Below are 13,415 nucleotides of genomic sequence, written 5' to 3'. Positions count from 1 at the left end.
ACGGATCCAGCACGCTCCCCTCACGCCGGCGGGTGTTCGTCACGGTGGACGACCGTGATGAGGTCGTCGGGACCGGGGGTCTCGAGTTCGTCGATCACGGCGACGGCCAGGTCCTCGGCGCTGATCCAGGATCGGCCGTCGGCGCTGATGAGCAGTGTGTCGGTGCCGCGCCGATAGCGGCCGGTTCGTCCGCCGGGTTCGAGCAGGGCCGGTGGGCTCAGATACACGAAGTCGGCGGCGGCATGGGACTGACAGGTTCGCAGCTGGGCGATCCCGGCGGCGGCGACGGCCCTGATGCCGGCGGGTACGTACGCCGGGTTGTCAGCGACCAGCAGCTCGCGGTCGTCGGGGCTGCGCAATGCTCCGGCGCCGCCGACCACGAGGACGCGGATGCCGAGCCGTGCGGCGATGTCCAGCACCGTGCGGGTGGCGCCGACCAGGAACTCCTCGTCGACCGGCAGGGTCCGCACGGTCAGTACGACGGCGTCCGCGGCGCCGTGGGAGGGGGAGCCCGCGAGCGCCTGGTGCAGGGCGTGTGCGTCGTTCGCGTCGACCGCGATCGGCGTCACGAGCGGGTTCAGCGGGATCTCGCTCGGGGGTCTTCGTGACAGGGCGAGCACGTGGTGTCCGCGTGCGCCGGCCTCATCGATCACCCGGCTGCCGACCATGCCGGTGGCGCCCAGTACGGCGATCGTCATGCCTGTCGTCATCGTCATCGTCATCGTCATCGTCATCGTCATCGTCATCGTCATCGTCATCGTCATCGTCATCGTCATCGGATGCGTCCTTCTCGTATGTGGTCGTCGCGCATCCGGTCTTCTCGGGATCGGTCGTCCTGCATGGGGGGTTCTGCCTGTCTGGCACGTGCCACGCGGCGCGACAGGTTCGGGCCATTGAGCTGTGCCGCAAGCAACGCGGCCAGGGCGAGGACGAAGCCGGAGGTCTGCGACAGGCTCAGTGACTCGCCCAGCGCGATGCCGATGGCGGCCGCGACCAGCGGGGACAGCAGCACCAGCGGTGCGGACATGCCGACCGGCAGCTTCCCGACCCCGCGGAACCACAGCGTGGACGCGACCAGCCCGCCCACGCTGCCGAGCCACAGGTATCCGCCGGCGGCTGCGGTGTCGATGCGCGGTGGAGCCCCCTCGATCGCGAGGGTGAGCGGGAGCAGGAGCAGGCCACCCGCCGTCAGTTGCCAACCGGTCAGGGTCAGGGGACCGACACCCGCGGGAAGGCCCCACCGCTTGGTGAGGACGATCCCGGTGGCCATGGTGGCCGTACCGCCGAGGCCGGCGACGACGCCGACGGTGTCCAGCCGGGCCTGCGGCCCCAGTACGACGAGTCCGACGCCGACCACACCGAGCACGGCCCAGGTCGATCGCCAGGCCGTCGGCCGTTCGTGGAGCAGTACGACGGCCAACCCGGCGACCATCAAGGGCTGGGTGGCGCCGAGGGTCGCGGCGACACCGCCGGGGAGCCGCTCGGCCGTCACGAACAAGAGGGGGTACAGGGCGCCGATGTTGAGCGCGCCGAGGATCGTGGCCTTCCACCACCAGTCGCCCCGCGGGAGCACCCGGGTGATCGCCAGCGCGAGCAACCCGCCGGGCAGGGCGCGCAGCATCCCGGCGAACAGCGGATGCCCGGGCGGGAGCAGTTCCGTGGTGACGACGTACGTGGTGCCCCAGGACGCGGGAGCGAGTGCGGTCAGTGCGACGGTGGCCACCTGCTGCCCGTGCGGGATGCGCGGCGAGCGGAGTGCCCGCTCGGTCGAGGTATGCATGTGATGAAGTCTCAGGACCGGTCCCTCATGAGTCCAACACATGCTTGTCATCGCAACCATGAACCAGAACGATGGCGGCGTGGATCTCCAGCAGATGCGCTACGCCGTCGCCGTGGCCGAAACCCGCAACTTCACCCGCGCCGCGGAGCGCTGCTTCGTGGTGCAGTCGTCGCTCAGTCACCGGATCGCCGGCCTGGAACGGGAACTCGGGGTCAAGCTGTTCGCCCGGTCCAGCCGCCGCGTCGAGCTGACTCCCGCGGGAGCGGCGTTCGTGGCCGGTGCACGCGAGTGCCTGGCCGCCGCCGACCGCGCTGCTGCCGACGCCGCCGCCGCGACCGGCGTGGTACGCGGACGACTGGCCGTCGGCGTGATCGTGACGACCGCCGCCGTCGACGTGCCCGAGTTGCTGCAGCGGTACCGCGCCCAGCACCCGGACGTCCACGTCGCCCTGCGCTCCGGACGCAGCGATGAGCTGGCGGCAGCGGTCCGCGACGGCGATCTCGACATCGCCTTTCTCGGTATGCCGGAGAGTGAACGGCCTTCCGGTGTGGAGTGCGTCGTTCTCGATCACGACGAGCATGTGCTGGTGGTACCGGCCGGGCACCGGCTGGCGGGCGTTTCCCGGGTCACGCTGCGGGAGATCGCCGACGAGACGTTCGTGGACTTCGTGAGCGGGACGCCCGCCCGGGCCCAGTCCGATCAGGCGTTCGCCGCCGCCGGCCTGGTCCGCGACGTCGCGTACGAGGCCGGCGTCGTGGAGCTGATCACCCGGCTGATCGCGCGGGGGCTCGGCATCGCGCTGCTGCCGTCGGCGTTCATCCGACCGCGGGCCACCGACGACTCCGAACTGGCGCTGGTCCCGGTGGTCGACGGGCCGCATCGCGTCGAGTACCTGGTGTGGAGCCGTTTCAACCCCAGCCCCGCCACCCGGGCGATGCTCGACGTCCTCGGGGCCGGGCCGCCGCCGACAGCGTCCTGACGCGCGACGGCCGCACCACGGATGGCATCGACTTCTCGCACCCGCTCTGACGCCGCCCCCGAGCGTTCCATGAAGAGCTACCTGCCAGTAGGGTCCCTTACCGGACGCCAAGGGGGAGGCCAAGGTGCTTCGCGCAAGGGCCCCATCTCGGGCACGCGAAGGCTTCGCCGCGCACACTCGTAGAACTCGTCCCGTGCGGCCCGGTACTCGTGGAAGGCCTGTGCCCAAGACGACGGCTCGCCCGCCAACTGGCCTCGGGCGAGCCACTCGAGATGCCAAACGCACCGATTGAGTCTTTGCACCGCCTCAGCGGTCTCCGCATCGGTCAGGAGGTGCAGAGACTCCACCGTCGCCGCCCGCCGGCTTTCAGCGGCCGCAGCCTGCTCCAGCTCCGCGTCCGTCGGTTCCAGGGGTGCCGGATGATCAGTCAACCCGCAGTGGGCGGCAAGCCGTAGGTAGCGGGTCGCGCACTCCTTCACCGCATGGCCGTAATCGCTGTAAGCCTGGAGCAGTTGGTCGTCCCAGCGAATCTCCTGCTGCCTTCGCCACCGGCTGCGCTCGGTGAGCGCCCCGACCGCATAGGACATCAGGCCACCGACCACGACCCCCAACAACGTCGGTAGTTGGCCGACGATCCCACTCATATGCCCCCCAGCACTGCCGCGTCTGAGGACTGCATACCCGCACCGGAGCCGAGTGGTGCCTCGCAGGGATGTACTAGTGGTGCCAAGCGCGGCCGCCCGTGTTGTGGATGAACCGTTGCAACACCTTGAGGGTGGTCAGGTACTCCTCGTCCGAGATGCCCGCGTGCCGTTCCGTCCGGAGTTCGGCCTGCAGGGCCGCGGCCTTGTCGTAGAACGCCCTGCCCTCGGGCGTGATGCCCAGGCGTCCCTCGGTGTCCTCGGTGATCCAGCCCCGGGCGATGGTCGTGTCGATCTCCGACTCCATGGTTTCCGGCCCGGTGTCGAGGTAGTTGCGGAGGAGGCGGGACACCTCTTCACGTGTCTTGACGGTGTCGGCCCGTGCGACCTGCGCGAGGGCCCACCACTGTGGCTGGGTGGTACCGATCCCGGCGAGAGCGGCCCGGGTGCGGTCGATGACGGCCTTGCAGGCCGCCCAACTCCAATAGCCGATGGGCTGCTCGATCAGCTCGGCGTCGCTGTGCGTGTACTCCATGTCCGGGACCTCCGTCGTGGGCGAGCCGGTTCTATGAGGTCGACCGTAGAACCTCAACCAAACTTGAGGTCAAGGAACGCGCCCCGCTGGAAAAGGCTTTGAGCGACGCGGCTGCCCGCTGCTACGTTCCCGGTGGACCGTGAAGTCGCCGTAGGGAGGTGAGCCCCGTGAACGCAGTTACCCGTGGGTGCTCCCTCAACCCGTCACGGTCCGGCGGCTGACGTTCGGTGTCGCCAGGAGCGCCTGAGATCGAGGCACTCCTGGAAGGGAGACTCCGATGGACACAAAGCCTTTCGCATCCGGCCTGAGCGAGAACGCGGTGACGATCACGCGCGTCGCGGACAGGCAATGGCACGCACTGGACGACGACCTGGTGGTCGGCCGCGGGCATGCGCACCACCGGCCCGACGGCCGCTTGTTCGTCAGCGTCGACGCCTGGCATGACGTCGCCTTCGACCGGCTCGCCGAGGTGATGGTGGCGGAACTGCCGGCGCCGCTGTACACGGTGGTCGACGAAGCGGACGTCGAGCTGACGGCCGGCTGGCGGCGGGCCGGTTTCACGGTCCGGCGCCGCGAGTGGGAGTACGCAGTACCGACCGACCCGCGGGTCACCGGGCTCGACGGGGTCCTGCCGCCTTCGGGCGTGACGATCGTGCCCGCCGGGCAGGCGGACGAGGATCTGCTGCGGGAGGTGGACCGCGCGATCCGGGACGAGGTCGAGGCGACTGTCGGGTGGTGGCAGTCGATGCCCGCGGAGGTGATGCCCCGCGCCGAGGGCGACACCGTCGTCGACCCGGCGACGTACGCGGTGGCCGCGGCGCCGGACCGCTACCTGGGGCTGATCCGGGTGGTGACGGCGATCCGGCCGCGCATCGGGCTGGTCGCGGTCCGGGCAGGCGAGCAGCGTCGCGGCATCGCGCGTGCCCTGCTGGCCCATGCGCTGGTGACGGCGCACCGCTCCGGGTTCACCGCGGCCTGGACCGAGGTTCACGAGTCAAACCGCGCGGCCACGGCGCTGTTCGAGGGCGTCGGCGCCCAACCCATGGGCAGCAACCTGGAGCTGGTGCGATGACGAAGAACAAGAATGTCATCGAGGTCGAGGGCAGGGTCGTCGAGTGCCTGCGCAGCGCCATGTTCACCGTGGAACTGGAGAACGGCCACCAGGTGCTCGCGCACATCAGCGGGAAGATCCGCAAGAACTACATCAAGATCATGCTGGAGGACCGGGTACTGGTGGAGCTCCCGCCGTACGACCTGACGCGCGGGCGGATCGTGTTCCGGTACCGGAACTAGCCGCGGGCGGCCTCTTCGCCGACAGGCGCAGCCGTAGCGGTGGCCCGGGCCGTAGCGGTGGCCAGGGCCGTGGGGGTGGCCCGGGTCGTGGGGGTGGCCCGGGCCGTGGGGGTGGCCCGGGCCGTGGGGGTGGCCCGGGTCGTGGGGGTGGGGGTGGCCCGGGCCGTGGGGGTGGCCCGGGTCGTGGGGGTGGCTGACCTCGGGGTTCCGGTCACGGCGTTCTCCGTGGCCGGGACTCCGGTGGCGGCCCGGCCGGCAGTCACCGGTCGGCCCGGCACGGAGGGAGCGCGTCCTCCCGGTCGCCGGTCACCACTTGACCTTGACACCGTGACAAGGTTTTCACTTGGGCGCTGGAGGTGGTCCCGATCAACACGACCGACCCAACCCCGCAGCACACCCGTGTGACCGACGCCCTGGGCGCCGAGGACCCGTCGGTCCGGCTGCGGGCGGCCCTGGCGGTCGGCTCGAACCCCGATCCTGTGTTCCTGGGAACACTCGTCGAGCGGTGCGCGGTCGAGCCGGACTTCTTCGTACGAGACATGCTGTCCTGGGCGCTGACCCGTCTCCCGCCGGAGATCGCCCTGCCCCGGATCCGCCGGGAGCTCGGCTCCGAGCGGCCCCGGGCCCGCAGCCAGGCCCTGCACACACTCTCCAAGATCGGCGACAGGAGCACGTGGGCATGGATCACCCGCGACATGCTGCGGGACGCCGACGACGAGGTCGCGCGGACCGCGTGGCGCGTCGCGGTCGTCCTGGTGCCCGAGGGCGAGGAGAAGGACCTGGCAGCCGATCTGGTTCTGCAGCTCGGCCGTGGTGACCGCGATGTGCAGCTGAGTCTGAGCAGGGCCCTGGTCGACCTCGGTGACGTGATCAGGCCTTCCCTGGAGAGGGCGGCTGAGAGTTCCGACCCGGCGGTGGCCGCACACGCCCGTGCCACCGAGCTGCTCAGGCAGCACCCGGAGACCGGTTTCGACGCGGCCCTCGACGAGGCGAAGCGTGTGGTCGCACTCGGGCCGGAACGAGCTGCTGCGCAGGCCTGGGAGGGAGCGGATTGCTGATCGGTGATGTGGCCCGCCGCTCCGGGGTGAGCACCCGGATGCTCCGGCACTACGACGCCCTGGGGTTGGTGCGGCCCACCGGCCGCACTGTCGGTGGCTACCGCGAGTACTCCGCCGAGGACGTCCGAAGGATCTTCCACGTGGAGAGCCTGCGGTCCCTCGGGCTCTCCCTCAAGCAGATCGGGCGCGCGCTGCAGGACCCGGCCCTCACGCCGTCCGCCCTGGTCAGCGACCTGATCCGGCAGACGGAGGACCGCCTAGCGCGGGAACAGGAACTGCTTGAGCGGCTCCGTGCGATCGACGCGTCGGCGCCCACCGACTGGCAGGAGGTGCTGCGCATCGTCGAACTCATGCGGGAACTCGACTCGGCCAGCGCCGCGCGCAGACAGCAAGTCGTCCTGGCCCGGCCGGAGGACGTGCCGGTACCCGCCGAACTGCTGGCCGGGGCGGTCCTGACCGAATCCGACCCGCACGTCGCGGGCGCCCTGCGCTGGGCGCTCGCCCGATCGGGCGGCGACGGCATGGCGACGCTGCACGCCGGCACGCACTCCGAGGACGCCGACGTCCGGCGGCGCGCGGTGCTGGCGATCGCCGAGATGCCCGAGGCTCCGGGTGCCGTCGGGGTGCTCGGGGACGCCCTCGGGGACCCGGACCCGACGGTGCGCAGGCATGCTGCTCTGGCTCTGGGCAGGCAGGGCGTGGCCGCGGCCGTGCCCACACTCGTCGCCATGGTGGTGGAGGGCTCCAACGACGTGGACGCGGCGGAGGTGCTGGGAACCCTGTCCCTGGACCCCGGGTGCACGGACCGGATCACGAACGCTTTGGTCGACGAACTGGCCGCGCCCACCGCGGACTCCGCGACGCGGATCCGCCTCACCCAGGCGCTGGTCGAGCTCGCGGGGACCACCGCCCGGGAGGTCCTGCGCCGGCTGGCCCAGGACGACGACAGCGCTGTCGCCCTCGTCGCCTCGGCGGTTGTCGCAGTTCTCGACAAGCGGTCCCTCGAAGACCGCTGACGAGCATTGCCGTGCAGCCCGATCCGACCGAAGCACCCCTGGATCACTGGCCCTTGGAAGAGGAGGGCAACAGCAGACAGCCATCAGAACCAGTGCAGGCAGTGCGGGGAGCGCTCGGCCGGACGGCTCTCCGACGTCGCCTTCAGTACCCGAACACCTCGACCAGCGCAGCCGACCGAAGTCCGTGCGGCCCGAGGGTCCCTCAGGCCGCCATCAGCGCTGCCAGGGCGCGGTCCATCGCGGCGTTGAACTCTTCCAGCGTCAGCGGCAGACGGGACTTGACGTCCCGACTCCACTGGTCGGCGAGGACCTCGGCGGAGCCCGCCTCGACACCGTCGAGCGCCGCGTCGGCCAGGTCCGATGGAGCGATCTTGTCCACGGGCCAGCCCGCGGCCATGTCGGTGTCGGCCAGGCCGAGGTGTACCGCTGTGACGAGCGTGCCCTGCTCGGCGAGTTCCAGGCGGACGCCGTTGGTCATGGCCCAGGCGGCGGCCTTGGTCAGGTGGTAGGCGTTGGCGCCCTTGGCCCCGAACCACGCCATGGCGGAGAGGACGTTGACGATCGCGCCCCCGCCGTTCCCGGCGAGCGTCGGCGCGAACTCCCGGATCATTCCCAGGTGGCCGAACATGTTGGTCTCCAGCTCGTGCCGCACCGCGTCCAGCGAACCGGTCACCAGGTCGGTCCCCGTGCTGATTCCCGCGTTGTTGATGAGCAGCGAGACGTCCGGGGCGGCCTCGGCGGCGGCCCTCACCGATGCGGCATCGGCGATGTCGAGGGGCAGTACCTCGACCCCGGGCAGGTCCACGGTCTCCGGCCGGCGGGCCGTCGCGTAGACCTTGCGGGCGCCCCGTTCGAGCAGGCGCTGGGCGAAGGCGCGGCCCAGGCCGCGGTTGGCTCCGGTGACAAGGGCGACCGAGTTGTTGATGTCCATGGCCGGTACGCTAAAACCTGACGTTGACGTCAGAGGCAAGGGCTGGTCGTCAGGGCCGGGGTGAGGGGAATCGCCATGACCGTCACGGAGGCCGCGGGCGAGCGGCTGATCCGCATCGGGGAGGTGGCGCGGGGTGCCGGCGTCTCGGTACGCGCCGTGCGCTACTACGAGCAGCAGGGGCTGCTCATCGCGGAGCGCAGCCCGTCCGGCCAGCGCCTCTATCGGCAGGACGCCGTCACCCTCGTCCGCTTCTTCCAGCAGATGTTCGCCGCCGGCCTGACCAGCCGAAGGATCACCGAACTCCTGCCGTGCTGGGACTCCGGGCACACCGACGCCGGGCAACGAGCCATGCTGCGCGCCGAGCGGGACCGTATCCAGGCCAAAGTCGACGACCTGCAGGCTGCCCTGGACCGCCTCGACGAGGTCATCGCGATCACGGACACGCACCCGTAGGCGCGGTCGGCCAGACGTCTCATCAGCGATCTGACCTCGCTGTCTTGGCTGGGGCGATGAGGAGTCCTACGCGGGCGGCTCGATTTGTGCATGTCTGATGTGCGGTACGTCGTCGAATTCGCCCGGCATTTCCGCACCCGGGCATGGGCACGTACCGAAAAACATTCGCACCGGCTCGCCCCGCCCGGTACGGTCGCGAGCGCGTCGCCGCTGTGTGCTGCTCGAGAGCTCCGTGCGTGACGCCCCGGCTGTTCCGACACTGAGAGTGGGTTCCGTCCATGGCATGTCGTATCAGTGAGCTCGTGCTCGGCTGCCGCGACGCCGAGCTGCTGGCGCGATTCTGGTGCGAGGTCCTGGACTTCGTCGTACTCGACCGCGAGGAGGACGGCGCCCTCGAGATCGGCCCGCGCGAAGGGTTCGGCGGCCCGCAACCGACGATCATCCTCAGCCCCAGGGACGAGCCGGAGCACGGGAAGTCCCGGCTGCACATCGACGTCAACGCCACCGACCGCGATCAGGACGCCGAGCTCGAACGCCTCCTGAAGCTCGGGGCGCGCCCGGCCGACATCGGCCAGACCGGCGAGGAGCAGTGGCACGTTCTCATGGACCCCGAGGGCAATGAGTTCTGCCTGCTCAAGGCCCGCCTCAACCCGCTGTGATGACACCGGACCCCGGGCAGCCGCCTGGCTCAGCACCTGAGGACCAGGCGATGCCTTCCGAAGCGCCCGACGGCGTCTGGGTTCTGGAGGGGTTCAGCAAGGTGGACGACACCTTGCGCGTGGAGCACCCCATCAGCCGTGAACAGCTTCTGCTGTTGCGAGAGGTGATCAAGCCGGATGCCGACGATCCCTGGATGATCTACTGCTACCCGGTGCCCGTCGAGATGTGGCCGGCGGTGGACGCGATCCTCCGGTGCGGGCCGCCCGATCCCGGGCTGGACTACCTGACGGGGGCCTACGCGGCTGATTGAGCCGACCCGGAGGCGCGCTCCCCGGTCGCCCGGCCGTGCCGGGCCACACCGGCGTGGACGGACCCTAACCGCGCAGCGCCAGGTGGTACGACGAGGCCCACAGCAGGGCGAACAGGGAGAGCACCAGCACGCCTCGGCGGCGCAGACCGCGGGTGAGGGCGAGGCACTCGGCGTCCTCGTCGGACGGAGTGGCGGGAGTCGCGGCGGACGGTGATGTCACTCGCGGAGAGTACATGGGCCGGCCTGTGACCTTCTCGCGCATTGCAATGAGGCCGTATGCCATCGGTCTGGCGGAGGACATGACGGGAATCCGATCCGGAAATGTTCCGAAAGATTCGATGAGCGGAATCCCGTGTTCCGTACGACAAAGGCAGCGCACCACATGGAAGTTGCTCCTCCATATCCGCCAACCCCCGCACGAGCAGCGGAAATCCACGACAGTCCGCACGCGCACCGCCCCGAACATTTCGCAGACGACGCCGAAACCATTGACAGTTCGCAGGGCCCGGCCAACACTCCCCGATGACAGAGCTCCCCCGTCGACCCACCCCACTCGGACGAGGAGGAAGCACCCCATGAAGAAGTCACCAGGCCGCTTCCGGCTGCTCATCAGCAGCACCTGCACCATGCTGCTGGTCGCGGCCGCGGCGCTCACCATGCCGGGCACCGCGCACGCCGACACCGTCGTCACCACGAACCAGACGGGCACCAACAACGGCTACTACTACTCGTTCTGGACGGACGCGCCGGGCACGGTCTCCATGACCCTGTCCTCCGGCGGCAGTTACAGCACCTCATGGCGCAACACCGGGAACTTCGTCGCCGGCAAGGGCTGGAGCACCGGGGCCCGCCGCACGGTGACGTACTCGGGCACGTTCAACCCGTCCGGCAACGCCTATCTGACCCTGTACGGCTGGACGGCGAACCCGCTCGTCGAGTACTACATCGTCGACAACTGGGGCACCTACCGGCCCACCGGCACCTACAAGGGCACCGTCACCAGCGACGGCGGTACGTACGACATCTACAAGACGACGCGGTACAACGCCCCCTCCGTCGAGGGCATCCGCACCTTCGACCAGTACTGGAGCGTGCGGCAGTCGAAGCGGACGGGCGGCACCATCACGGCCGGCAACCACTTCGACGCGTGGGCCCGGGCCGGGATGCCCCTGGGCAACTTCAAGTACTACATGATCATGGCGACCGAGGGTTACCGGAGCAGCGGCAACTCCAGCATCAGGGTGGGATCGTGAGGACGAGGCCGGTCCCGGCCGTTCTCACGGCGGTGGCGAGGACGAGGCCTGTGCCTGCCGTTCTCGCGGCGGTGGCGGCCGCGGCCCTCACCGTCACGACCGTCACGGCCTCGACCGCCGCGCCGGCGCGGGCCGCCGCCTGCACCGGCTACGTCGGACTCACCTTCGACGACGGCCCGTCCGGCAACACGACGAAGCTGCTCGACGCGCTCCGCCGGAACGGGCTGCGGGCCACGATGTTCAACCAGGGACAGTACGCCGCCGCCAACCCTTCCCTGGTCCGGGCGCAGGTGGCCGCCGGCATGTGGGTCGCCAACCACAGCTACACCCACCCGCACCTGACCCGGCTGAGCCCGGCACAGATCGACTCCGAGATCTCCCGCACCCAGCAGGCCGTCGCCAACGCGGGAGGCGGCACGCCGAAGCTGTTCCGCCCGCCGTACGGCGAGACCAACGCGACGGTGAAGTCGGCCGCGGCCCGGTACGGCCTGACGGAGATCATCTGGCACGTCGACTCGCAGGACTGGAACGGCGCGAGCACCGACGCGATCGTCCAGTCCGCCGCCCGACTCACCGACGGCCAGGTCATCCTGATGCACGACTGGCCCGCCAACACCCTCGCGGCCATCCCCCGCATCGCCCGGACCCTGGCCTCCCGAGGCCTGTGCACAGGCTCGATCTCCCCTCAGTCGGGCCGCGCGGTGGCCCCGTCGTGAGCTCACGGCGCGACGGCGACCACGTCGTCGCGCCACTCGGCGGGTCCGGGAGTCCACTGTCAGTGGCCGCTTCCACGATTCGGCGCATGCGCTGATGTGCGTCGTACTTGAGTACGCGTGCTCATGACGGGTCCCGCACCGCCCCCGGATCCTGGATGTATGACGAATCGGGGAATCGTGGCGGCCGGGGCCGCGCTTGTCGGTGGTGTGCCTGTGGCCGCCTGGGGGCTGATGGGGCAGCAGAACTACGGTGGGCTGCCGGCCAGTGAGCTCGACTACGCGTTCCAGCCGTGGGACATCGGGGACGGCGTGGCCGCGGTCGCCGGTGGGCTCGCGCTGGTGCTGGCGGTGGCCGGTGCGGCGGTGCTCGTGCGGGCCTCGCTGCGCGGGGCGATGGACCAGCGCTGGTGGGGTGTGCTCGGGCCGCTCGTGGCGCTCGGGCTCATGGCCGGTGTGGGATGGCGGATCCTCACCGCGGGTGGCATCGGGGCGAACATCGGAGCCGGGCTGCTGATCGTCTTCGGTACGCCGATCGCCGCCGGGCTGCTGCTGTGGTCCCTGGCGTGGGCGTTCTGGCTGGTCACCCAGCGCCACGGGCACGAGGGCGGGCTCGGTGGCGGAGACATGGGCGGTGTCGCCCACCGCGGGGTGTAGCGGCGGGGCCGTGGCCGAAACACCACGGCGGGTCGCTGCGGGGGAAGAACAACAGCCCTGCTCTGCCGGGAAGTTCCCCTAGGTTGGTGGACCGGTCCCCTTCCCCCACCCCCCAGGAGGCCCCGCCGTGTCCGACGACAGCCTGCGTGACCGCATCGACACCTCCAAGCCGCACTCGGCCCGCTTCTGGAACTACTTCGTCGGCGGCAAGGACAACTACGAGGTCGACCGCGAGATCGGCGACCAGATCAAGTCGATCTTCCCGGGGCTCGTCGACGTGGCGGTCTCGAGCCGCCGGTTCCTGGGGCGGGCCGTCACACATCTGGCCGGTGAGCGGGGCGTACGGCAGTTCCTGGACGTCGGCACGGGGCTGCCCACCGCGGACAACACGCACGAAGTGGCGCAGCGCGTCGCCCCGGACGCCCGGATCGTCTACGTGGACAACGACCCCATCGTGCTGGCCCACGCCAACGCGCTGCTCACCAGCACCTCCGAGGGCAGGACCGCGTACCTGGACGCCGACCTGTACGACCCGGAGGCCGTCCTGAAGGCCGCCGCCGGCACGCTCGACCTGTCCCGGCCGGTCGGCCTGATGATCCTCAACACCCTCGGTCACGTCGCCGACTACGAGCGGGCGCGCGCGTTGGTGCGGCAGCTCATGGCCGGGCTGCCGGCCGGCAGCCACCTGGTGATCAGCGACAGCACCGCGACCAGCGAGGGCATGATCGCCGCGTCGGAGGCCTACAACGCGAGTGGGGCGGTGCCGTACTACGTCCGGCCGGTCGCCGAGATCGCCGGGTTCTTCGACGGGCTGGAGTTGGTGGAGCCGGGAGTGGTGAGGGTTCCCGAGTGGCGACCGGAGGGGTCCGGGGAGGCCGGTGCGGGGTCTGGGGAGGCCGGTGCGGGGTCTGGGGAGGCCGGTGCGGGGTCTGGGGAGGCCGGTGCGGGGTCTGGGGGCGCCGCTGTGGACGCGTACTGCGGGGTCGGGCGCAAGCCGTAGGGACCCGCCGTCGTCGTGTGCCGCGCCGCGGGGGCCGGTCGCGCAGTTCCCCGCGCCCCTGAGTCGGACCGGCCCCGTCCCTCAGCCACCCCGGGCCAGGCACCATCACGCTCGTCGCGCAGTTCCCCGCGCCCCT

Annotated in this window: 18 protein-coding genes; 12 read left to right on the top strand and 6 right to left on the bottom strand. The window is 70.6% G+C overall.

Features of this window, described 5'->3' with window-relative positions; genetic code table 11:
- Positions 1–20: 20 nt before the first annotated feature.
- Positions 21–698: an NAD(P)-dependent oxidoreductase gene (locus tag ACFY5B_RS32915; RefSeq protein ID WP_389976761.1), complete on the bottom strand. Its 678-nt coding sequence runs from the start codon at positions 696–698 to the stop codon at positions 21–23.
- A 74-nt stretch (positions 699–772) separates the two neighbouring features.
- Positions 773–1,780, bottom strand: a complete 1,008-nt coding sequence (locus ACFY5B_RS32910; RefSeq protein ID WP_389976683.1) for an EamA family transporter — start codon at positions 1,778–1,780, stop codon at positions 773–775.
- A gap of 79 nt (positions 1,781–1,859) precedes the next feature.
- On the opposite strand from ACFY5B_RS32910, the gene ACFY5B_RS32905 reads away from it, so the two are divergent.
- Entirely contained in the window at positions 1,860–2,759 is a 900-nt protein-coding gene (locus ACFY5B_RS32905) for a LysR family transcriptional regulator (protein WP_389976758.1), read from the top strand.
- Positions 2,760–3,476: 717 nt separating this feature from the next.
- On the opposite strand, the gene ACFY5B_RS32900 is transcribed toward ACFY5B_RS32905, so the two are convergent.
- Complete coding sequence (locus ACFY5B_RS32900) at positions 3,477–3,935, bottom strand: MarR family winged helix-turn-helix transcriptional regulator (protein ID WP_389976680.1); 459 nt, start codon at positions 3,933–3,935, stop codon at positions 3,477–3,479.
- A gap of 277 nt (positions 3,936–4,212) precedes the next feature.
- Between ACFY5B_RS32900 and ACFY5B_RS32895 the strand changes: the two genes are divergently transcribed.
- Complete coding sequence (locus tag ACFY5B_RS32895) at positions 4,213–5,007, top strand: GNAT family N-acetyltransferase (protein ID WP_389976677.1); 795 nt, start codon at positions 4,213–4,215, stop codon at positions 5,005–5,007.
- The gene (infA, locus tag ACFY5B_RS32890) at positions 5,004–5,228 is read left to right on the top strand and encodes a translation initiation factor IF-1 (RefSeq protein WP_232024847.1); all 225 of its coding nucleotides are present in this window, start codon (positions 5,004–5,006) and stop codon (positions 5,226–5,228) included. The genes ACFY5B_RS32895 and infA overlap by 4 nt, the downstream gene beginning before the upstream one ends.
- Here the strand turns inward: infA and ACFY5B_RS32885 are convergent.
- Positions 5,225–5,443: a hypothetical protein gene (locus ACFY5B_RS32885; protein WP_389976674.1), complete on the bottom strand. Its 219-nt coding sequence runs from the start codon at positions 5,441–5,443 to the stop codon at positions 5,225–5,227. The two genes, infA and ACFY5B_RS32885, sit on opposite strands and share 4 nt — an antisense overlap.
- Before the next feature lie 186 nt (positions 5,444–5,629).
- On the opposite strand from ACFY5B_RS32885, the gene ACFY5B_RS32880 reads away from it, so the two are divergent.
- Together ACFY5B_RS32880 and ACFY5B_RS32875 are read left to right on the top strand one after the other, a co-directional pair.
- Entirely contained in the window at positions 5,630–6,286 is a 657-nt protein-coding gene (locus ACFY5B_RS32880) for a HEAT repeat domain-containing protein (RefSeq protein ID WP_389976671.1), read from the top strand.
- Positions 6,280–7,302 carry a HEAT repeat domain-containing protein gene (locus ACFY5B_RS32875; protein WP_389976668.1) on the top strand — a complete coding sequence of 341 codons (1,023 nt, stop codon included), beginning with the start codon at positions 6,280–6,282 and terminating at the stop codon, positions 7,300–7,302. Before ACFY5B_RS32880 ends, ACFY5B_RS32875 begins: the two co-directional genes overlap by 7 nt.
- A 202-nt stretch (positions 7,303–7,504) precedes the next feature.
- On the opposite strand, the gene ACFY5B_RS32870 is transcribed toward ACFY5B_RS32875, so the two are convergent.
- On the bottom strand, positions 7,505–8,233 hold the full coding sequence (locus ACFY5B_RS32870; RefSeq protein WP_389976665.1) for an SDR family oxidoreductase: 729 nt from the start codon (positions 8,231–8,233) through the stop codon (positions 7,505–7,507).
- A gap of 75 nt (positions 8,234–8,308) precedes the next feature.
- On the opposite strand from ACFY5B_RS32870, the gene ACFY5B_RS32865 reads away from it, so the two are divergent.
- The 3 genes from ACFY5B_RS32865 (at position 8,309) to ACFY5B_RS32855 (ending at position 9,656) form a co-directional block, all read left to right on the top strand.
- The gene (locus ACFY5B_RS32865; RefSeq protein WP_062931093.1) at positions 8,309–8,686 is read left to right on the top strand and encodes a MerR family transcriptional regulator; all 378 of its coding nucleotides are present in this window, start codon (positions 8,309–8,311) and stop codon (positions 8,684–8,686) included.
- Between the two features lie 278 nt (positions 8,687–8,964).
- Entirely contained in the window at positions 8,965–9,345 is a 381-nt protein-coding gene (locus ACFY5B_RS32860; protein ID WP_389976662.1) for a VOC family protein, read from the top strand.
- Positions 9,346–9,395: 50 nt separating this feature from the next.
- Positions 9,396–9,656, top strand: coding sequence for a hypothetical protein (locus ACFY5B_RS32855; protein WP_389976659.1), 261 nt, complete (start codon positions 9,396–9,398; stop codon positions 9,654–9,656).
- Between the two features lie 64 nt (positions 9,657–9,720).
- Here ACFY5B_RS32855 and ACFY5B_RS32850 read toward each other — a convergent pair whose 3' ends face one another.
- Positions 9,721–9,876: a hypothetical protein gene (locus tag ACFY5B_RS32850; RefSeq protein WP_389976657.1), complete on the bottom strand. Its 156-nt coding sequence runs from the start codon at positions 9,874–9,876 to the stop codon at positions 9,721–9,723.
- A gap of 355 nt (positions 9,877–10,231) precedes the next feature.
- Between ACFY5B_RS32850 and ACFY5B_RS32845 the strand changes: the two genes are divergently transcribed.
- From ACFY5B_RS32845 to ACFY5B_RS32830, 4 genes are all read left to right on the top strand, one after another.
- Entirely contained in the window at positions 10,232–10,909 is a 678-nt protein-coding gene (locus ACFY5B_RS32845) for a glycoside hydrolase family 11 protein (protein WP_389976654.1), read from the top strand.
- A gap of 50 nt (positions 10,910–10,959) precedes the next feature.
- Positions 10,960–11,625 (top strand): polysaccharide deacetylase family protein, encoded by a 666-nt coding sequence (locus tag ACFY5B_RS32840; RefSeq protein WP_389976651.1) that lies wholly within the window; start codon positions 10,960–10,962, stop codon positions 11,623–11,625.
- Positions 11,626–11,784: 159 nt separating this feature from the next.
- Positions 11,785–12,279 carry a hypothetical protein gene (locus tag ACFY5B_RS32835; RefSeq protein WP_389976648.1) on the top strand — a complete coding sequence of 165 codons (495 nt, stop codon included), beginning with the start codon at positions 11,785–11,787 and terminating at the stop codon, positions 12,277–12,279.
- A 127-nt stretch (positions 12,280–12,406) separates the two neighbouring features.
- On the top strand, positions 12,407–13,279 hold the full coding sequence (locus ACFY5B_RS32830) for an SAM-dependent methyltransferase (protein ID WP_389976644.1): 873 nt from the start codon (positions 12,407–12,409) through the stop codon (positions 13,277–13,279).
- The last annotated feature ends 136 nt before the right edge of the window (positions 13,280–13,415 follow it).

This window comes from Streptomyces sp. NPDC013187, from assembly GCF_042899705.1.
Taxonomy (GTDB): Bacteria; Actinomycetota; Actinomycetes; order Streptomycetales; family Streptomycetaceae; genus Streptomyces; species Streptomyces hawaiiensis_A.
Note: the sequence above shows the minus strand (reverse complement) of the source record. Positions and strands in the feature narration are given on the sequence as shown.

Coding starts and splice junctions, on each gene's coding strand:
- ACFY5B_RS32915 (WP_389976761.1), bottom strand. CDS start 698: ATGACGATCGCCGTACTGGGCGCCACCGGCATGGTCGGCAGCCGGGTG.
- ACFY5B_RS32900 (WP_389976680.1), bottom strand. CDS start 3,935: ATGGAGTACACGCACAGCGACGCCGAGCTGATCGAGCAGCCCATCGGC.
- infA (WP_232024847.1), top strand. CDS start 5,004: ATGACGAAGAACAAGAATGTCATCGAGGTCGAGGGCAGGGTCGTCGAG.
- ACFY5B_RS32860 (WP_389976662.1), top strand. CDS start 8,965: ATGGCATGTCGTATCAGTGAGCTCGTGCTCGGCTGCCGCGACGCCGAG.
- ACFY5B_RS32910 (WP_389976683.1), bottom strand. CDS start 1,780: ATGCATACCTCGACCGAGCGGGCACTCCGCTCGCCGCGCATCCCGCAC.
- ACFY5B_RS32845 (WP_389976654.1), top strand. CDS start 10,232: ATGAAGAAGTCACCAGGCCGCTTCCGGCTGCTCATCAGCAGCACCTGC.
- ACFY5B_RS32870 (WP_389976665.1), bottom strand. CDS start 8,233: ATGGACATCAACAACTCGGTCGCCCTTGTCACCGGAGCCAACCGCGGC.
- ACFY5B_RS32855 (WP_389976659.1), top strand. CDS start 9,396: ATGCCTTCCGAAGCGCCCGACGGCGTCTGGGTTCTGGAGGGGTTCAGC.
- ACFY5B_RS32865 (WP_062931093.1), top strand. CDS start 8,309: ATGACCGTCACGGAGGCCGCGGGCGAGCGGCTGATCCGCATCGGGGAG.
- ACFY5B_RS32835 (WP_389976648.1), top strand. CDS start 11,785: ATGACGAATCGGGGAATCGTGGCGGCCGGGGCCGCGCTTGTCGGTGGT.
- ACFY5B_RS32895 (WP_389976677.1), top strand. CDS start 4,213: ATGGACACAAAGCCTTTCGCATCCGGCCTGAGCGAGAACGCGGTGACG.